Here is a 15,623-nt window from a genome sequence, read left to right on the forward strand (position 1 = left end):
CCCTTGTGACCGCTATCAAATTTCCCGTGCTCCACGAAAGGACCTCTGGCCTATTGGGCGGCCCGATCCGAGGCGACAATGTCGTGCAGGAACTGGTTCAAATCATCGCGCAGATCATTACGTGCCAAGGCAAAGGCCACGGTGGCTTGCAAAAACCCGGATTTTGAACCGCAATCAAAACGCTCGCCCTTGAAACGGTATCCAAAAACCGGTTTGCCCCCGTTGATGTCTTCGGCAATGGCATCGGTCAGCTGAATCTCACCACCGCTGCCTTCTTTGATCTGGTTCAGGTTTTCCAGCACGGAAGGTTCCAGAATGTAGCGCCCGATCACGGCCAGATTTGATGGGGCCTCTTCCGGTTTTGGCTTTTCGACCATGCCTTTGGCGGTCACGACTGCGCCCATGTCCTGATCGACGTCCAGAACGCCGTAAGAGCTTGTGCGCTCAGGTGAAACCTCCATCGCAGCGACCATGTTGCCGCCGGTTTGCTGATAGGCTTCGACCATCTGTTGCAGGCACGGAGTATCGGCAGCAATCACATCGTCGGGCAGCATGACCGCAAAGGGCTCATCTCCGATCAGACGCCGCGCACACCAGACCGCGTGGCCAAGGCCAAGGGCTTTGTGCTGGCGAATATAGGCGATCGCGCCGCTTTCCATATTTGTCGCGTTCAGCGTTTCCAGCAACTCGTCCTTACCTTTGGCCTTCAACTCCTGCTCAAGCACAAGGTTGTGGTCAAAATAGTCTTCCAACGCCGATTTCCCGCGCGAGGTGACAAAGATGAACTCTTTGATGCCTGCCGCGCGGGCTTCGTCAATGGCGTACTGAACCAGAGGACGGTCGACCAATGTCATGATTTCCTTCGGAACCGATTTGGTGGCCGGCAAAAACCGTGTGCCCAGCCCCGCTACGGGGAAAATCGCCTTGGTGACCTTGCGTGTCATGTGACCTCTCAATTCAATCGTGCTGGAACAAGTCGCAGCCTTTGGCGCTCGTGTCTTACGGCGCGAATCCCGGGCAATCAACCGCTCCTGTGGGGCGCGACAAGTTCAGGAATAAAAATGCCACCCCCGGATGCCAGAGTCAAAAAAGCACAAGTGACATGCACCCGGTTAACAAGCTGGGACGGCAATGTCTGTGAACAGCTCCACTGAGCCACCTAGGCCGACCCTGAACGACACTTGCCCGCTGCCCGTTTTGCATATGCCTGCCTCACGCGCTTGCCATGATTTTTTCCAGCGGATCATGCTCGGCCACGAAATGCGCTGGCGCCACCTCGTTCAGCTTGGGAACATAGTCCGTCTGCCCCGCCGACAAGCGACTGGGAAGAAAGCGAAGTGCTGCCTTTGGATCCATGGGCGAGGGCAGCTCTCCGGGCAGTTTTATCCGCGTTCGGCTGCGCTCAACTTCGGGGTCCGGTATCGGAACTGCCGAGATCAGCGATTGCGTATAGGGATGCACCGGGTCCGAGCAGATGACCTCGCCATCGCCAAGCTCGACGATACGGCCCAGATACAACACCATGATGCGGTTCGAAATGGCGCGCACGACGGACAAATCATGGCTGATAAATATCATCGACAGGCCAAATTCTTGTTGCAATTCTCGCAACAATTCGACGATCTGCGCCTGAATGGACACGTCCAGGGCCGAGACAGCCTCGTCGCAGATGATCAGCTTTGGTTTGTTGATCATGGCCCGCGCGATGCCGACGCGTTGGTTCTGACCGCCGGACAGCTCATGCGGGTAGCGGTTGATCATGTTGGCGCTCAGGCCTACCCGCTCCATCATTTCCGACACCAGAGCCTTGCGCTCCCGATCCGTCAGATCGGGGCGGTAGGTCTTTAGCGGCTCGGCAATCGACGCAGAAATCGTCATACGCGGATCAAGACTGGCCAGGGGGTCTTGAAACACGATCTGCAAGTCCTTGCGGTACTTGTTCAACTCGGATCGTCCAAGTCCAACGATAGGATTGCCCAGCCAGCTTACATTCCCGGCGCTGGGTTCGATCAGTTGCAGAACCGCCCGCGCCAAAGTGGATTTGCCGCACCCGGATTCGCCGACCACACCAAGGGTTTCCCCCTTTTGGATCTCGAAACTGACACCATCGACGGCCTTCAACGGCACTTTGCGGCCAAACAAACCTCCAGAGATATGGATGGGGAAGTGCACTTTGACATCGTCCACCTTCAACAGAGGAGCGTCATCCTGTTGCAAGGCCTTCGGTGCATCACCCGCATCAATGCGGGGCATCGCCTCAAGCAGTGCCCGCGTATAGTCATGTTTGGGCGCGCGGAAGATGTCGCTGGTATCTCCGGCCTCCACAAACTCTCCCATGCGCATTACCTGAATGCGGTCGCACATGCGGGCAACAACGCCCATGTCATGGGTGATCAGGGCAATCGCTGTCCCCTCGTCTTTTTGCAGACGCACCATCAAGTCGAGGATATCGGCCTGAACCGTCACATCCAGCGCTGTGGTCGGTTCATCCGCGATGAGCAGTTTGGGATTGCACAGCATCGACATGGCGATCATCACCCGCTGACGCATCCCGCCCGACAGCTCATGCGGGTACTGATCCAGCCGACGCGCGGCTTCGGGGATGCGGACACGGTTGAGCCAGTCCAGACACCGCGCGCGGGCCGCATTGCCTTGCAGCCCCTCGTGAACCTGCAGCACCTCTCGCATTTGCTGGCCGATCCGCAGATGAGGCGTCAACGCCGTCAAGGGATCCTGAAAGATCATACCAACGTCGCTGCCGCGGATCTGGTTCAGCTTGTTCACCGGCAGATTCAGAATCTCATGCCCATTCAACAGGACCGAACCGGATGCGTACCCGGCTGGCGGCAGCAATCCCATCGCCGCCATGAAGGTCTGGCTTTTGCCTGACCCGCTTTCGCCCACGATGCCCAGGCATTCACCGGGATTAATGTCAAAACTGGTGCCTTTGACCGCCTCGATCACACCATCCGGAGTGTCGAACTGAACATGTAGGTCTTTTACGGAAAACAAACTCATGTCAGCGATCCTTCGGGTCCAGGGCGTCGCGCAAACCATCACCGATGAAGAACATGGAAATGATGATCGCGACGTAGAAGGTCAGGGGGTACAGCAATTGCCACAGGGTGCCGTAGCTCATGGTGCCGGCCCCCTCGGCGATCAGACGACCGAGTGAGGTGTAGGGTTCCGAAATGCCAAGCCCCAGGAACGAAATGAAGCTTTCAGTCAGGATCATCTCGGGCACCAGAAGCGAGGCATAGACGATCACCACCCCCAGCAGGTTCGGTAATATATGGCGGTACATGATGGTGAATTCGCTGACACCGGCGGCACGGGCGGCTTCGATGAACTCGCGGTTTTTCAGGGTCAGGGTCTGGCCGCGCACGATCCGAGCCATTGTCAGCCAGCCCACCGCGCCAAGCGCGATGAACAGCATGAAAAAGGATCGCCCGGCGACCACCAGCAACAGGATGATGACCAACGTCGCGGGGATCGCCAGCAGAATATCGACAAACCTCATCATGACGCTGTCTGTGCGCCCGCCAATGTAACCGGCGGCAATGCCATAGCAGGTGCCCACGATCAGCGCCGTTGCCGCCCCGATCAGCCCCACCAACAGCGATGTCGTCGTCGCCTGAATGACGCGGCTGTAAAGGTCACGCCCCAGATCATCGACGCCGAAATAGTGTCCAGTCTCGATCGAGGGCATGCCCATGCCGCGCACGTCACCCATGACGTTCCAGTCAATCTCTTCGTTGTTCCAGACAGCAAAGTAGGGGCCGATGATCGTAAACAGAACGATCGCCCCCAGAATGAACACGCTGGCCATGGCGGCCTTGTTGCGGACAAACCGCATCCGCGCGTCCTGCCACAGCGAACGGCCCTGAATGACGGTATAGTCGGTGACGTCTTCGGCCAGATGAGCGGCTTTTTGAGATCTTCCAAGCATGATCAGCCTCCCTTCAGTACCGGATTTTCGGATCGAACCAGGCATAGGCCAGGTCGGTCAGCAGGTTCACGATGACGGTCAGTGCTCCATAAAGGATCGTAACCCCCAGCAGCACCGAATAGTCCCGCGACAGCGCCGAGTTCACATAGGCCTGCCCCAACCCGCCGGTCGAAAAATAGATGTCAACAAAGACCGAGCCGGTCAGGACATAGACAAAGACCGGTCCAAGATAGGACACAACCGGCAACAGCGTCGGTTTGAGTGCGTGGCGCCAGATCACGGTTCTGGTCGGCAGACCCTTGGCGCGTGCCGTGCGGATGAAGTTCGAGTTCAGAACCTCCAACATTGAAGACCGCGTTATACGTGCGATCGACCCCATGTAAGAAGTTGCAAGAGCGATGACCGGCATGACCAGATATTGCCATTGTCCGCCATGCCAGCCCCCGCCCGGCAGCCATCCAAGCCAAAGCGTGAAGGTCAGGATCAGGATTGGGCCCATGATGAAGTTCGGCAGCGCCTGTGCCGCGATCCCCAGACCCACGGCAAAATAGTCAATCCAGCTGTTGTGCTTGATTGCTGCGGCAATCCCCAGCGCGACGCCAACGGCGGTCGCAAACAGAAACGAAAGCGAGCCATAGGTCAGCGAGATCGGGAAGCCCTGCACGATGATGTCATTCACATCCCGGTCCTTGAACTTGAAGGACGGGCCAAAATCAAAATGCACGACGATATTGTAGAGATAGTCCCAAAGCTGTTTCCACAGCGGTTGGTCCAGCCCATAACGCGCCTCGATATTGGCAAGAACCTGCGGCGGCAGGGGTCGCTCCGAGGTGAAAGGGCCGCCAGGCGCGACATGCATCAGAAAAAAACAGGCGATGATCAGCAAAAGGATCGTCGGAACGGCAACAAACAATCGCCGGATACTGTAGGCAAGCATTTCATGCCCCCATATTTATTGGCTCTGCCCCGGTAAGATCCGGGACAGAGCGTGGTCCAATGACGATTATTCGGCGAGCTTGTAGAGGTTTTTTGAGTACCAGTTCTGCTCGACATTGTTGACTGGCCAGTTCCCGACATCACTGTCCATCATATAGACACCGGCATAGTGGTAGATCGGGATAACAGGGGTTTCCTGTGCGATGATCCGCTCAACCTCGGTGTAAAGAGGCGCCGGATCGTCCGAGGTTTTGGCCTCGGCCAACAGCTCGTCCACGCGGGCGTTGTTGTATTTGCCGTCGTTATATCCGGAATCGGATTGAAGCAGGTCAAGGAAGGTGGACGCTTCGTTGTAATCGCCACACCATGCGCCGCGGGCCAGATCAAAGTTCTGATTGCCGCGCTCTTCCAGGAACACTTTCCATTCCATATTGGCCAGTTCTGCATTCACGCCCAGTTTCTGTTTCCACATCTGGCTCAGCGCTACGGCGACCTTCTTGTGGTTCTCGGAGGTGTTGTACACCATCTCAAAGCTCAGCGGGTTATCCGGGCCGTACCCTGCAGCGGCCAATAGTTCTTTGGCCAACTCGTCCCGCTCGGCCTGAGACATCGACGCCATTTCAACATCCGGCACGGTAAAGCCAGCTGTTGCTTCGGGCGCAAACGTGTAGGCTTGGGGTTGCCCGCCGGCCATCACTTTCTCGGTGATGATGGCCCGGTCCACGGCAAGCGACAAAGCTTGGCGAATATTCGGATCCTTAAAGGCTTCGGGGCCGTCTTCGGTCAGGTTGAAGGTGTAATAATAGTTGCACAGACGCGGGAAGCTGATTGCTTCTTCCGGGTGTTCCTGCTTGAGCCGTGGGTACTGACCTGCTGGTATCTCTGTGCGGTCCAACTCACCCGCCAAATACCGTGTCAAAGCCACGTTTTCGTCGTTGATGACCAGAGAAACAACTTTGTCGATGATGGTGTTGTCGTTGTCCCAGTACATCTCATTGCGTTCACGAACCGAGCGTTCCTGCGGCAGATGTTCGGTCAGGACATAGGCACCGTTCGAGACGATGTTTTCGGGACGGGTCCAGGCATCACCATGCGCCTCAATCACTTTCTGCGGTGCAGGGAAGGTGGTCGAATGAGTGGTCATCTGCGGGAAGTACGGCAGCGGCGCGCTCAGGCGGACTTCCAAGGTGTGGTCATCAATCGCTTTGACGCCCAGCTCATCAATCGGTTTGTCGCCAGCAATGATGTCGGCGGCGTTTTCGATCGACATCAGTTCCATGAACCAGGCGTAGGGCGAAGATAATTCAGGATCGACGGCACGTTTCCAGGCATAGACGAAATCGCCCGCGGTCACCGGATCGCCGTTTGACCATTTGGCGTTGTCGCGCAAAGTAAAGGTGTAAACGTCTTTGGTATCGTTGGCGGTGTATTCGGTGGCAACACCAGGAACCAGGTTTCCGTTCTCATCCTGGTTCATCAGACCTTCAAACAGGTCGCGTACGATTTCGGCACCGGAAACGTCTTCGACAACCTGTGGATCGACCGACGTATGTTCGTCAAGAATTCGGTAGGTGAAGGTCTGGTCGTCAGCCAGGGCTTCGCCCGTTTTCGGATGCGTGCCCGCCGCAAAGCCTGCACCAGCAATAAAGGTCGAGCACAAGAGCCCTGCCAGCGATGTTCGGATTGTTCTGTTCATTTTTGATCTCCCAAAGTTGTAGGTTCTGGCCATTGCAGCAAAAAAACCGCTTTTGTGCTTAAGACAAAATTAGGGTCGTTTTATTGATCAGGATCACGGCAGACAGATCATTTGAGGCCGCGAACACTCGGCACTGAAACGGAGAACCAATTGCGAAATTTAGCTTTCACTGTCGCAAAGTTTGCATCTTTTTGAGACTTGGGGAAGCGTTCGACGCAAGAATATTGGTCGGTTGCCAGAAAAAACGTAACGGCGTTTTTCTATGAAACAAAGTTGTGAAACCTTTGGCGCAGGCATCATGATTGCCAAGCGGGCCCACATGCCAGGGTTGAGCGGATTTGGTCGCCGGGACCGAATCAACCTTGCTTACGGTATCAATTGCGTCTTCATCGAGGCTTTGGGAAAGCAGGTTGGTGCGAGGCCGCTGGCCTCTTGCCACCTGCCGATCGAACGGCGGGTCTTGAACCCCGGCAGACCATCCGCTCCTCCGACATCGTGCCCTTGTTGTTCAAGGGCGCGCTGCATGCTGGCAATGTCAGACCGGTAGAGAGCGTCAATTTCGCCCCATCGTTCGGCAAAGTCGTCAACACCGTATTGGATTCGGTCCCCTACGTGACCGACGAACAGCGCGTAAAGGTCGCTGGTGTTGTAGTCTTTCAACACATAGAAGTTTGGCGTCACTATAAAGGCGGGTCCATGCCGACCTGCCGGCATCAAAAGATACCCTTCGGCGTTGAATTCGTGATCCGGGAAGGGACGGCCGGAAACCCGTTCAATGCCCATGTCGACCCAATCGCGGATCGCTCGGCCCTGATCAGGGCCCTCCAAGGCACATGAGATCGTGTCGGGGACACGGACCTCAAATCCCCAATCGCGGCCTTCAACCCATCCGTGTTGAGCCAGGTAATTGCCGATGGACGCCAGTGTGTCTTCGGGCGAGGCCCAGATATCGGCCCGGCCATCGCCATTCCCGTCCGCAGCATAGGTGAGAAAGCTGGACGGCATGAACTGAGGCTGACCCAAAGCGCCCGCCCAACTGCTTTTCATCCTTGTGTTAGATATATGGCCCGCCTGCACGATCTGCAGGGCGGCGACCAGTTCTTCGGTAAAATATGCCGAACGGGTGCTCATAAACCCCTTGGTTGCAAGAACTTCGAACGCATCGTGGCGGATCGGCACCTGGCCGTAGCCGCTTTCCCGGCCCCAAATAGCCAGAAGAATGCGTGCGGGCACGCCAGTTTTTGCCTCGACCTGAGCAAGCACATTTTTGTGGCGATTGGCCATTTTGCGCCCGACAGAGGTCGCGCCTTGAACCGATCCCTTATTGAAATACCGTTCGGGCGCGCCGAATTCGGCTTGTTTCTGCTTTTTGGGCGTCTTGCCTTTGGTCCCGGGGGGCACCAACCCCGGAAGGTCCCAATTTAGTGAAGCGCCGGCTAAGGCTTGATCCATCGTCTGCCGCGACACGCCATGGGCTTGGGCCATGGGCCAGACCGTCTGTTCCAGCCATTGCCGAAACTGTTGTTCGACCGCCGCGCGGTTTTGCGCCCAGGTGGTTGTTGCGAACGCGCAGAACAGGAAGGTGAGCAGGGCTTTGATCATCAACTTCAGCATTCGGTTGCAAGCTTTGGCAAGTCAACCATCTTTGGTGCCGGTTGTGACTGCAGAAAACATGACCTGTCGCAAAACTCCTTGAGAATTTGTATGACTCTGCCGATAGTTGACCTGAACCGACCAGACAAGAGGATGAGCAGGCGTGATCGCATTCAGGATAGGTCCTGTATCTAAAGTCGTGGGGGCAGTGCTCTTAACTCTTTTTGCAACGACGCAGTTCGCATTTGCCAGCGACAGTTTCATGGACCCACAAGGGCCGATTGCGGCTGTCCAGAAGTCGCACCTGATCCGGGCGACTTTCTTGATTCTGTTGGCTGTGGTTCCTGTGTTGGTTCTGGTCCCGTTGCTTGCCATAAGGTATCGGCGACGGACCGGCAGTTCCGCCGCATACACGCCAAGGTGGGATTTTTCCGCACCTCTGGAGTTTCTAATGTGGGGCGTGCCGGTTCTTATCGTTGCGATCTTGTCGTTTTACCTGTGGAAGTCGACGCACCGATTGGATCCCTATTCCACATCCTTCGGTGAAGGCCCTGCCTTGCAGGTGCAGGTTGTCGGACTGGATTGGAAATGGTTGTTTATCTATCCCGAATTGGGCATTGCCAGTGTCGGAGAACTGGGCATTCCCACCCAACGGCAGGTGGCAATGACGCTGACCACGGACACGGTGATGCAATCGTTCATGATCCCGGCATTGGCAGGGCAGATCTATGCGATGCCCGGCATGACCACGCAGCTGCATCTGGTTGCGGATGAGACCGGCACAATGCAGGGCGAAAACACGCAATATAACGGGCGTGGGTTCACCAAGCAGAAATTCCAGACCCTGGCCATGACCGGCGCGGATTTTGAGGCATGGGTTGAAAAGGTGCGTGCCAACGCCATCGCGCTGGACGACGCAACCTATCGCACGCTGGCCATGCGCAGCGACCAGGATGAGGTTCAAGCCGCATTGGGAACCGCGCAAATGCCGGATAACGCCTTGTATTTCAAACTGGACGACAGCGATTTGTTTCACAGCATTCTTCACAGATATCACAGCGGAACACCGTTGCCTCTGAACGAACAGCCAGGAACCCCTGAATTCGGGAAGGAAGTCAGCCAATGACATCCACAGATAGCGGGATCTTTGGTCGCCTGACATGGGATGCGTTCCCGATGGCGGGGCTGATCCAGGACCCCAACGCCAATGAGATCGTCGCCAATGTGGCGGCCAGTATTGTGATCGTCGGCGTTGTTGTCGTTGTCGGGCTGCTCAGCTGGTTTCGGCTTTGGGGGCCGCTCTGGCGTGATTGGCTGACCAGCGTCGACCACAAGAAGATCGGCATCATGTATGTCGTATTTGCGATCGTCATGCTGGCCCGTGGAGTGCTGGAGGGCGTGGTCATGCGCGCCCAGCAAGCCGCCGGTCCCGGTGATGGTTTTCTTGAAGCTGAACACTTCGCTGAGCTGTTCAGCACCCATGGCACGATCATGATATTTTTCGTGGCTGTTCCCTTTGTCTTTGGAGTGGCCAATTTTCTTGTTCCGTTGATGATCGGCGCCCGCGACGTGGCCTTTCCACGCTTGAACCAGATCAGCCTGGGCCTGACGGTGTCGGCGGGGATGATGTTGATGGTGTCATTGGTCGTAGGGCGGTTCTCGACCGGCGGGTGGACAGCTTACCCGCCCTATACCGGTGCCGCATTCAACCCGGGTGTCGGGCCGGATTACTGGATTTGGGCTATCGTGGTATCCGGTGTTGGCACGTCACTGACAGGGATCAATTTTGCGGTCACGATCTACAAGATGCGGGCACCGGGCATGAAATTCATGCGGCTGCCGATGTATTGCTGGACGATCATCTGCAGTTCGATCCTGATCGTGTTCGCAATGCCGCCCTTGGGCGTTGCGGCCCTGTTACTGGCCGCCGACCGCTATCTGGATTTCCACTTCTTCACCAATGACCTTGGCGGCAACATGATGAACTATGCCAACCTGTTCTGGCTCTTCGGTCACCCCGAGGTCTATCTGTTGGTCCTGCCCGCCTATGGGATCTATTCCGAGATATTCGCGACCTTCTCGGCCAAGCGGCTCTACGGTTACAATTCGCTGGTCATCGCGACCATGTCGATTGCGGTGATGTCCTTTACGGTTTGGCTGCACCATTTCTTCACGATGGGTCAAAGCGCCCTGATCAATGCGGTGTTCGGGATTGCAACGATGCTGATTGCGATCCCGACCGGTGTGAAGGTCTATGACTGGATGGCGACCCTGTGGCGCGGGCGGATCAGGTTCACGGTTCCGATGCTGTATGGTCTTGCCTTTTTGATGTTGTTCGTCATTGGCGGCTTGTCCGGTGTGATCCTGGCAAACCCGACCGTCGACTATCAGGTCCACAACACCCTGTTCCTTGTGGCCCATTTCCATAATGTGTTGCTGCCGGGTGTGCTGTTTGGCTTGCTGGCTGGATACAACTACTGGTTCCCTAAGGCATTCGGCTTCCGCCTGAACGAGTTCTGGGGTCGCGTCAGCGTCGGTTTGTGGACGGTTGGTTTCATGCTGACCTTCCTGCCCTTGTATTTCGTCGGCCTCATGGGGATGCCGCGTCGGTCGTTTAGCTGGGAGGATCCAAGCTTCCACCCCTTCATGATCGTTGCGATGCTGGGTGCGCTGGTCATTCTGTCGGCGCTTTTGTCTGTGCTGGTACAGCTTTGGGTCAGCATTCGAGACCGCGAGAAGACCCGCGTCCCTGTGGGCGACCCGTGGGATGCGCGCACTTTGGAATGGTCGATCCCAGCGCCGCCGCCACCCTATAATTTTGCCATCATTCCCAAGGTGACGGATCGCGATGACTTTGCTGCCGCCAAGGAACGCGGTGACGCTTACCCGACCCCCGATGCCTACGAAGATATCGAAATGCCGCGCAACACCGGGATTGGCTTCATCCTGTGTGTCCTCAGCGGTGTCTGGATGTTTGCGCTGGTCTGGTGGATCTGGTGGTTGGCCGCGTTGATGACCGTGTTGATCATTCTGTCGATCATCGTGTGGAGTTTTGACACCAGCAACGAAATCATCATCCCGGCCGAGGATGTCCGAAAAGAACACGAGGCCTGGTTAGCCCTTGTGCACGCGGCTCGGGCTGTTGACCGTGATCACGAAGAGGCGCCGGAAAATGTCGGCCTCGCCCGCCCGGATATGGAGGTTGTGACATGAAACGCGCGCCGACCCACAGCTATCCCGGCATCAATCTGGGTGAAGGCCACGCCAGTGCCCACAAAGTGTCCGAGGTTGTGACCTTTGGCTTTTGGGTCTTTTTGATGAGCGATCTGGTCTATTTCGGGCTGATGTTTGCCATCTATATCACCATGATCGATGCACAGGCGGGCGGCCCAGGCCCCCATGAGCTGTTCGATCTGAAAAGTATCTTTGCCCAGACAATGATCCTGTTGACCAGCAGCCTGACGGTTGGTCTGGCCATGCTGGCGCTTAAATACAACCTGCCACGTGCCCGGATCATTTTGTGGTTCGGGGTTACGCTTGTTTTGGGCATCTGTTTCCTGGTGCTCGAAATCCGGGATTTCATGAACATGGCGGCACAAGGTGGTGTTCCCCAGCGCAGCGGCTTTTTATCGGCCTATTACGGTCTTGTGCCCTTGCATGGGCTGCACGTCGCCGCCGGGTGTCTGTGGCTGATCGTTCTGGGCATTCAGCTGCGTGTCATGGGCATGACGGACCTGGTTATCTCACGCGTAGTGCGTTTGGCTCTGTTTTGGCACTTTCTCGACCTGATTTGGATCGGCATCATCACCATCGTTTATTTCGGAGGGCTTGCCTATGGATAGACGGACCGAGATGCACCGCCGCGAACGGCGCCGATACATCATCGGGTACGGCGGTTCCCTGTTTTTGACGCTGTGCGTGTTCTTCATCGCCCATCGATGGGGGATCGAAACACCCGGCGTTTATCTGACCATCGGCCTTTTGGGGCTGGCGCAGTTGATCGTGCAATTGGTTTACTTTCTGCATATCGATCGGCGACGCAGCAGCCGCGAAGATCTGGATCTGGTCCTGTTTTCAACGCTTGTGCTGCTGATCATCATCCTTGGTACCGTTTGGATCTTGGGCAATCTGGCCATTCGGATGCATATGCACGCAATGTGATCGCCAAAGAAGGAGATCGCTATGAAATCTCTGAAACTGGTCGCCGCCATCGGCCTGCTGGCCGCCATCGCGGTTGGGCTTACATTATATTGGCGGCATGAGGAGCGGTATCCGTCGACCCGCGACGCGTATGTCGGGGCCAATATCATCTACGTGGCCGCTCAGGTCACCGGACAGGTGTCCGAGGTCTTGGTGGCTGAAAATCAATACGTCAAAGCAGGTGATCTGCTGTTTTTGATTGATCCGACACAATTCAAAGCAGCCGTCGATCAGGCGCAAGCCAATATGGACAGCGCTACGCAGCAGGCCAAGGCCTTTTCGCGTCAGATCACAGCCGCTCAAGCCGCAGTGGACAGCAGTCAGTCATCCTTTGAAACAGCGCAGAAAAATCTGGAACGGGCCAAGGCGCTGTTCTCCAATGGCGACTTAGCGCAGGCATCATTGGACCAGACCACCTCTGAATTTGCGCAGGCCACGGCTCGCCTGACGACCAGCCGCGCCGAGCTTTCAGCCCTGCAAAGCGGGCTTGAAGCCAGAGAGGACAACGTTTTGTCCTCAAAGGCGCAGCTTGAGATTGCCAAGGCGGATCTTGCGTGGGCCAAAGTGTCTGCCCCAGCAGACGGATGGATCGCCAACCTAACATTGCGTCCGGGGTCTTCGGTTTCCGCGAACGCCCCCCAGTTTTCCATTGTCGAAGCATCCGAGTGGTGGATCGATGCCAATTTCAAAGAAACCGCTTTGCCTCGCATTCGGCCCGGCCAATCGGTGCGTGTTCAGATTGACATGTTGCCGGGTATCAACCTGAAGGGGCGCGTGGCGTCGATTGGGCGCGGATCCGGGGATACGTTTTCTCTGTTGCCCTCCGAGAATGCCAGCGGCAATTGGGTCAAAGTCACGCGCCGCTTTCCCGTGCGGATCGAACTTGATCCCACCGATGCGCCGCTCAGGGTCGGCGGCAGCAGCAAAGTAGTGGTGGATACAACCGGCGCACAGGCTTCTAAATGACGGCGACGGCGGTCAGCCGCGTCAATCCGGTGATCGTGATCGCCGTCGTTCTCAGCGCCATACTCGAAGTGCTCGACAGCACCATTGTCAACGTTGCCTTGCCGCATATCCAGGCTGCGTTTGGAGCTACCACCGACCAAGCGACCTGGATCCTCACCAGCTATATCGTAACGGCCGTGGTGGTGATGCCGCTGACCGGGTTTGTGGCCCGTAAGGTCGGACGCAGGCGATTGATCCTGACGGCCGTGACCGGGTTCGCCGCCATGTCCGTTCTGTGTGGTCTGTCCTGGAGCCTTCAAACCATCGTTGCATTCCGACTGGCCCAGGGCATGTTCGGCGCCTTCCTGATCCCGCTTTCGCAATCCATCCTGTTTGATGCGTTCCCGCGCGAAAAGCGGGGGCAGGCCATGGCCGTCTTTGGCTTGGGCGTTGTTGTGGCCCCCGTTCTGGGTCCCACAATCGGCGCGCTTCTGACCGAGTATTTTTCGTGGCGGATGGTTTTCTTTGTGAACCTTCCCGTGGCGGCGATGGCGCTCTTGCTATTGGCAGGTGAGCTGCCCGAGGACCAGACGGAAGACGTGGTGATCGATTGGAAAGGTCTGGCTATGCTGGCCTTGGGCATCGGATGCCTGCAATTCGTTCTGGATCAGGGCGAAACCATGGATTGGCTGACCTCGCATCTGATACAAATCGCGGTGCTGGCGTCTGTCATCGGAGCGATTGCCTTTGTCGTCCATGCGCTCGCCTCAAAATCTCCGATCGTCGATCTACGCTTGTTCGCGGATCGTAATTTTGCGCTTTGCAACCTTGTCATTGCCGGGTTTGCGATCTCATTGTTTGGCGGCATCGCCATTTTGCCGACCTTTGTACAAAGCCTGCTCGATTATCCCGTGATCGAATCCGGTCATCTGTTCATTCCCCGCGGCATTGCGGCTGGGATTTCCATGGTGGGCACCGGCGCACTGCTGGTCACGCGCTTTGATCCCCGAGTGCTGGCGGGCATCGGCATGCTCTTGACTGCAATCGGGAATTTCATGCTGGGTGCGCTGAACCTGAACGCCGGGTTTTGGCAACTGGCCTGGCCCGGAGCCATAAGCGGGCTGGGCATGGGGCTGGTATTTGTGCCGATGTCGATCCTGGCCTTTGAAAGCATTACAAAAACCCGACAGGATGAAGCCTCTGGCCTGTTCAACGTGACGCGCCAACTGGGGTCATCCGTTGGTATTTCATTGGTCGGCACATGGCTGGTGCGGGGCATGCAGACCAACACAGCGGTTCTGAGCCATAATGTGACCCCTTATAACCCGGCTGCTCAGGCCTATTTGCAACCGCTGGGCCTGACGCCTGATAGCGCAGAAGGCGCAGCCTTTCTGGGGCAAGAGATCGCCCGTCAGGCCGAGCTGATTTCGTACCTGACTGTTTTCAACAATCTCGGGCTGCTGGCATTGGCGACAATACCGCTGTTGTTCTTTTGCAAGGCGGCAAAGCCCGGTGCCACGGCCCCGGTCGCGGCCCATTAGCCCGCAACCCTTAGCCCCAGCCATAGGGCCAGCCAGCACAGGACAAGGCTGGACAGAATATTCCCTGCCGCGTGAATCACTGAATGATCCCGGTGCAACTGCAGGGACTGATAGGCAAAGCTTGAGAACGTGGTGAACCCGCCACAAAACCCCAGGACCAGACGCTGTTCTTCCTCACCGATACTGCCGGGCCCGCCCAAGGTCGAAACCCACAAACCCAGCAGGAAACTGCCCAATACATTCACGATCAAGGTGGAATAAGGGAAATCATGCGTAATGCGCAGCGCAATCCAATGTCGCAGGACGGCACCCAGACCACCGCCTAAACCAAACATGGCGTGCAGGTAGAACTCGCTCATCCCTGCCGCCTGTCGGAACGATATCGGCGGCCGATGGCTTCGCCCAGAAAGGCGGCTGCAAGACCGGCGCTGATCTCTGCGGCAATGGCCACGATGACACCCCAGCCTGTGTCTGTTGCGATCTTTTCAAGTTCCAGGACGAAGGAAGAAAAGGTCGACAAACCGCCGCAAAACCCAACAGCCCCCAAATGCAAAACATGCGCATGAACCCTGTGTCTGACCGCAAATAGCCAGCCGAGTATAAAGCACGCAGCAACATTGATGCCGAAAGTAGCGGTGATCAAGGGCAGTCCGGGTATGGCCAGGGAAAACGCTTCGCGCAGCAATGACCCCGCCGCACCGCCAACAAAGACCGCCCCATACATGAGAACCGAGTGCTTTTGTGCAGGCGCCGATCTTGCCAC

The 15,623-nt window shown here is 56.8% G+C and carries 15 protein-coding genes; 6 read left to right on the plus strand and 9 right to left on the minus strand.

Annotation, left to right across the window (positions count from 1 at the left end; all coding sequences use genetic code 11):
- Nucleotides 1-50: 50 nt before the first annotated feature.
- From galU to ACR0AG_RS09150, 7 genes are all read right to left on the minus strand, one after another.
- Nucleotides 51-944 (minus strand): UTP--glucose-1-phosphate uridylyltransferase GalU, encoded by an 894-nt coding sequence (gene galU / locus ACR0AG_RS09120; protein ID WP_480837991.1) that lies wholly within the window; start codon nucleotides 942-944, stop codon nucleotides 51-53.
- Between the two features lie 268 nt (nucleotides 945-1,212).
- Nucleotides 1,213-3,018 carry an ABC transporter ATP-binding protein gene (locus ACR0AG_RS09125; RefSeq protein WP_480837993.1) on the minus strand — a complete coding sequence of 602 codons (1,806 nt, stop codon included), beginning with the start codon at nucleotides 3,016-3,018 and terminating at the stop codon, nucleotides 1,213-1,215.
- Nucleotide 3,019: 1 nt separating this feature from the next.
- Nucleotides 3,020-3,949 carry an ABC transporter permease subunit gene (locus ACR0AG_RS09130; protein WP_480837995.1) on the minus strand — a complete coding sequence of 310 codons (930 nt, stop codon included), beginning with the start codon at nucleotides 3,947-3,949 and terminating at the stop codon, nucleotides 3,020-3,022.
- Between the two features lie 13 nt (nucleotides 3,950-3,962).
- Nucleotides 3,963-4,886, minus strand: a complete 924-nt coding sequence (gene oppB, locus ACR0AG_RS09135; RefSeq protein ID WP_480837997.1) for an oligopeptide ABC transporter permease OppB — start codon at nucleotides 4,884-4,886, stop codon at nucleotides 3,963-3,965.
- Nucleotides 4,887-4,952: 66 nt separating this feature from the next.
- Nucleotides 4,953-6,581 (minus strand): peptide ABC transporter substrate-binding protein, encoded by a 1,629-nt coding sequence (locus ACR0AG_RS09140; protein WP_480837999.1) that lies wholly within the window; start codon nucleotides 6,579-6,581, stop codon nucleotides 4,953-4,955.
- Between the two features lie 366 nt (nucleotides 6,582-6,947).
- Nucleotides 6,948-8,183, minus strand: a complete 1,236-nt coding sequence (locus tag ACR0AG_RS09145; RefSeq protein ID WP_480838157.1) for a lytic murein transglycosylase — start codon at nucleotides 8,181-8,183, stop codon at nucleotides 6,948-6,950.
- Nucleotides 8,184-8,216: 33 nt separating this feature from the next.
- On the minus strand, nucleotides 8,217-8,438 hold the full coding sequence (locus tag ACR0AG_RS09150; RefSeq protein ID WP_480838001.1) for a hypothetical protein: 222 nt from the start codon (nucleotides 8,436-8,438) through the stop codon (nucleotides 8,217-8,219).
- On the opposite strand from ACR0AG_RS09150, the gene ACR0AG_RS09155 reads away from it, so the two are divergent.
- Genes ACR0AG_RS09155 through ACR0AG_RS09180 form a run of 6 tightly spaced genes read left to right on the plus strand, consistent with a single transcriptional unit; the run spans nucleotide 8,437 to nucleotide 14,860 of the window.
- Nucleotides 8,437-9,300 carry a cytochrome ubiquinol oxidase subunit II gene (locus tag ACR0AG_RS09155; protein WP_480838003.1) on the plus strand — a complete coding sequence of 288 codons (864 nt, stop codon included), beginning with the start codon at nucleotides 8,437-8,439 and terminating at the stop codon, nucleotides 9,298-9,300. The two genes, ACR0AG_RS09150 and ACR0AG_RS09155, sit on opposite strands and share 2 nt — an antisense overlap.
- Nucleotides 9,297-11,387 carry a cbb3-type cytochrome c oxidase subunit I gene (locus ACR0AG_RS09160; protein ID WP_480838005.1) on the plus strand — a complete coding sequence of 697 codons (2,091 nt, stop codon included), beginning with the start codon at nucleotides 9,297-9,299 and terminating at the stop codon, nucleotides 11,385-11,387. The genes ACR0AG_RS09155 and ACR0AG_RS09160 overlap by 4 nt, the downstream gene beginning before the upstream one ends.
- Nucleotides 11,384-12,016 (plus strand): cytochrome c oxidase subunit 3, encoded by a 633-nt coding sequence (locus tag ACR0AG_RS09165; RefSeq protein ID WP_480838007.1) that lies wholly within the window; start codon nucleotides 11,384-11,386, stop codon nucleotides 12,014-12,016. The genes ACR0AG_RS09160 and ACR0AG_RS09165 overlap by 4 nt, the downstream gene beginning before the upstream one ends.
- On the plus strand, nucleotides 12,009-12,335 hold the full coding sequence (locus tag ACR0AG_RS09170; RefSeq protein WP_480838009.1) for a cytochrome o ubiquinol oxidase subunit IV: 327 nt from the start codon (nucleotides 12,009-12,011) through the stop codon (nucleotides 12,333-12,335). The genes ACR0AG_RS09165 and ACR0AG_RS09170 overlap by 8 nt, the downstream gene beginning before the upstream one ends.
- A 21-nt stretch (nucleotides 12,336-12,356) precedes the next feature.
- Entirely contained in the window at nucleotides 12,357-13,340 is a 984-nt protein-coding gene (locus ACR0AG_RS09175; protein WP_480838011.1) for an HlyD family secretion protein, read from the plus strand.
- On the plus strand, nucleotides 13,337-14,860 hold the full coding sequence (locus ACR0AG_RS09180; protein ID WP_480838013.1) for a DHA2 family efflux MFS transporter permease subunit: 1,524 nt from the start codon (nucleotides 13,337-13,339) through the stop codon (nucleotides 14,858-14,860). Before ACR0AG_RS09175 ends, ACR0AG_RS09180 begins: the two co-directional genes overlap by 4 nt.
- Here ACR0AG_RS09180 and crcB read toward each other — a convergent pair.
- Nucleotides 14,857-15,219 (minus strand): fluoride efflux transporter CrcB, encoded by a 363-nt coding sequence (crcB, locus tag ACR0AG_RS09185; RefSeq protein WP_480838015.1) that lies wholly within the window; start codon nucleotides 15,217-15,219, stop codon nucleotides 14,857-14,859. The genes ACR0AG_RS09180 and crcB overlap by 4 nt on opposite strands.
- Nucleotides 15,216-15,623, minus strand: a complete 408-nt coding sequence (locus tag ACR0AG_RS09190) for a fluoride efflux transporter FluC (protein WP_480838017.1) — start codon at nucleotides 15,621-15,623, stop codon at nucleotides 15,216-15,218. Before ACR0AG_RS09190 ends, crcB begins: the two co-directional genes overlap by 4 nt.

The sequence above is a fragment of the Ruegeria sp. H6 genome (assembly GCF_056532975.1).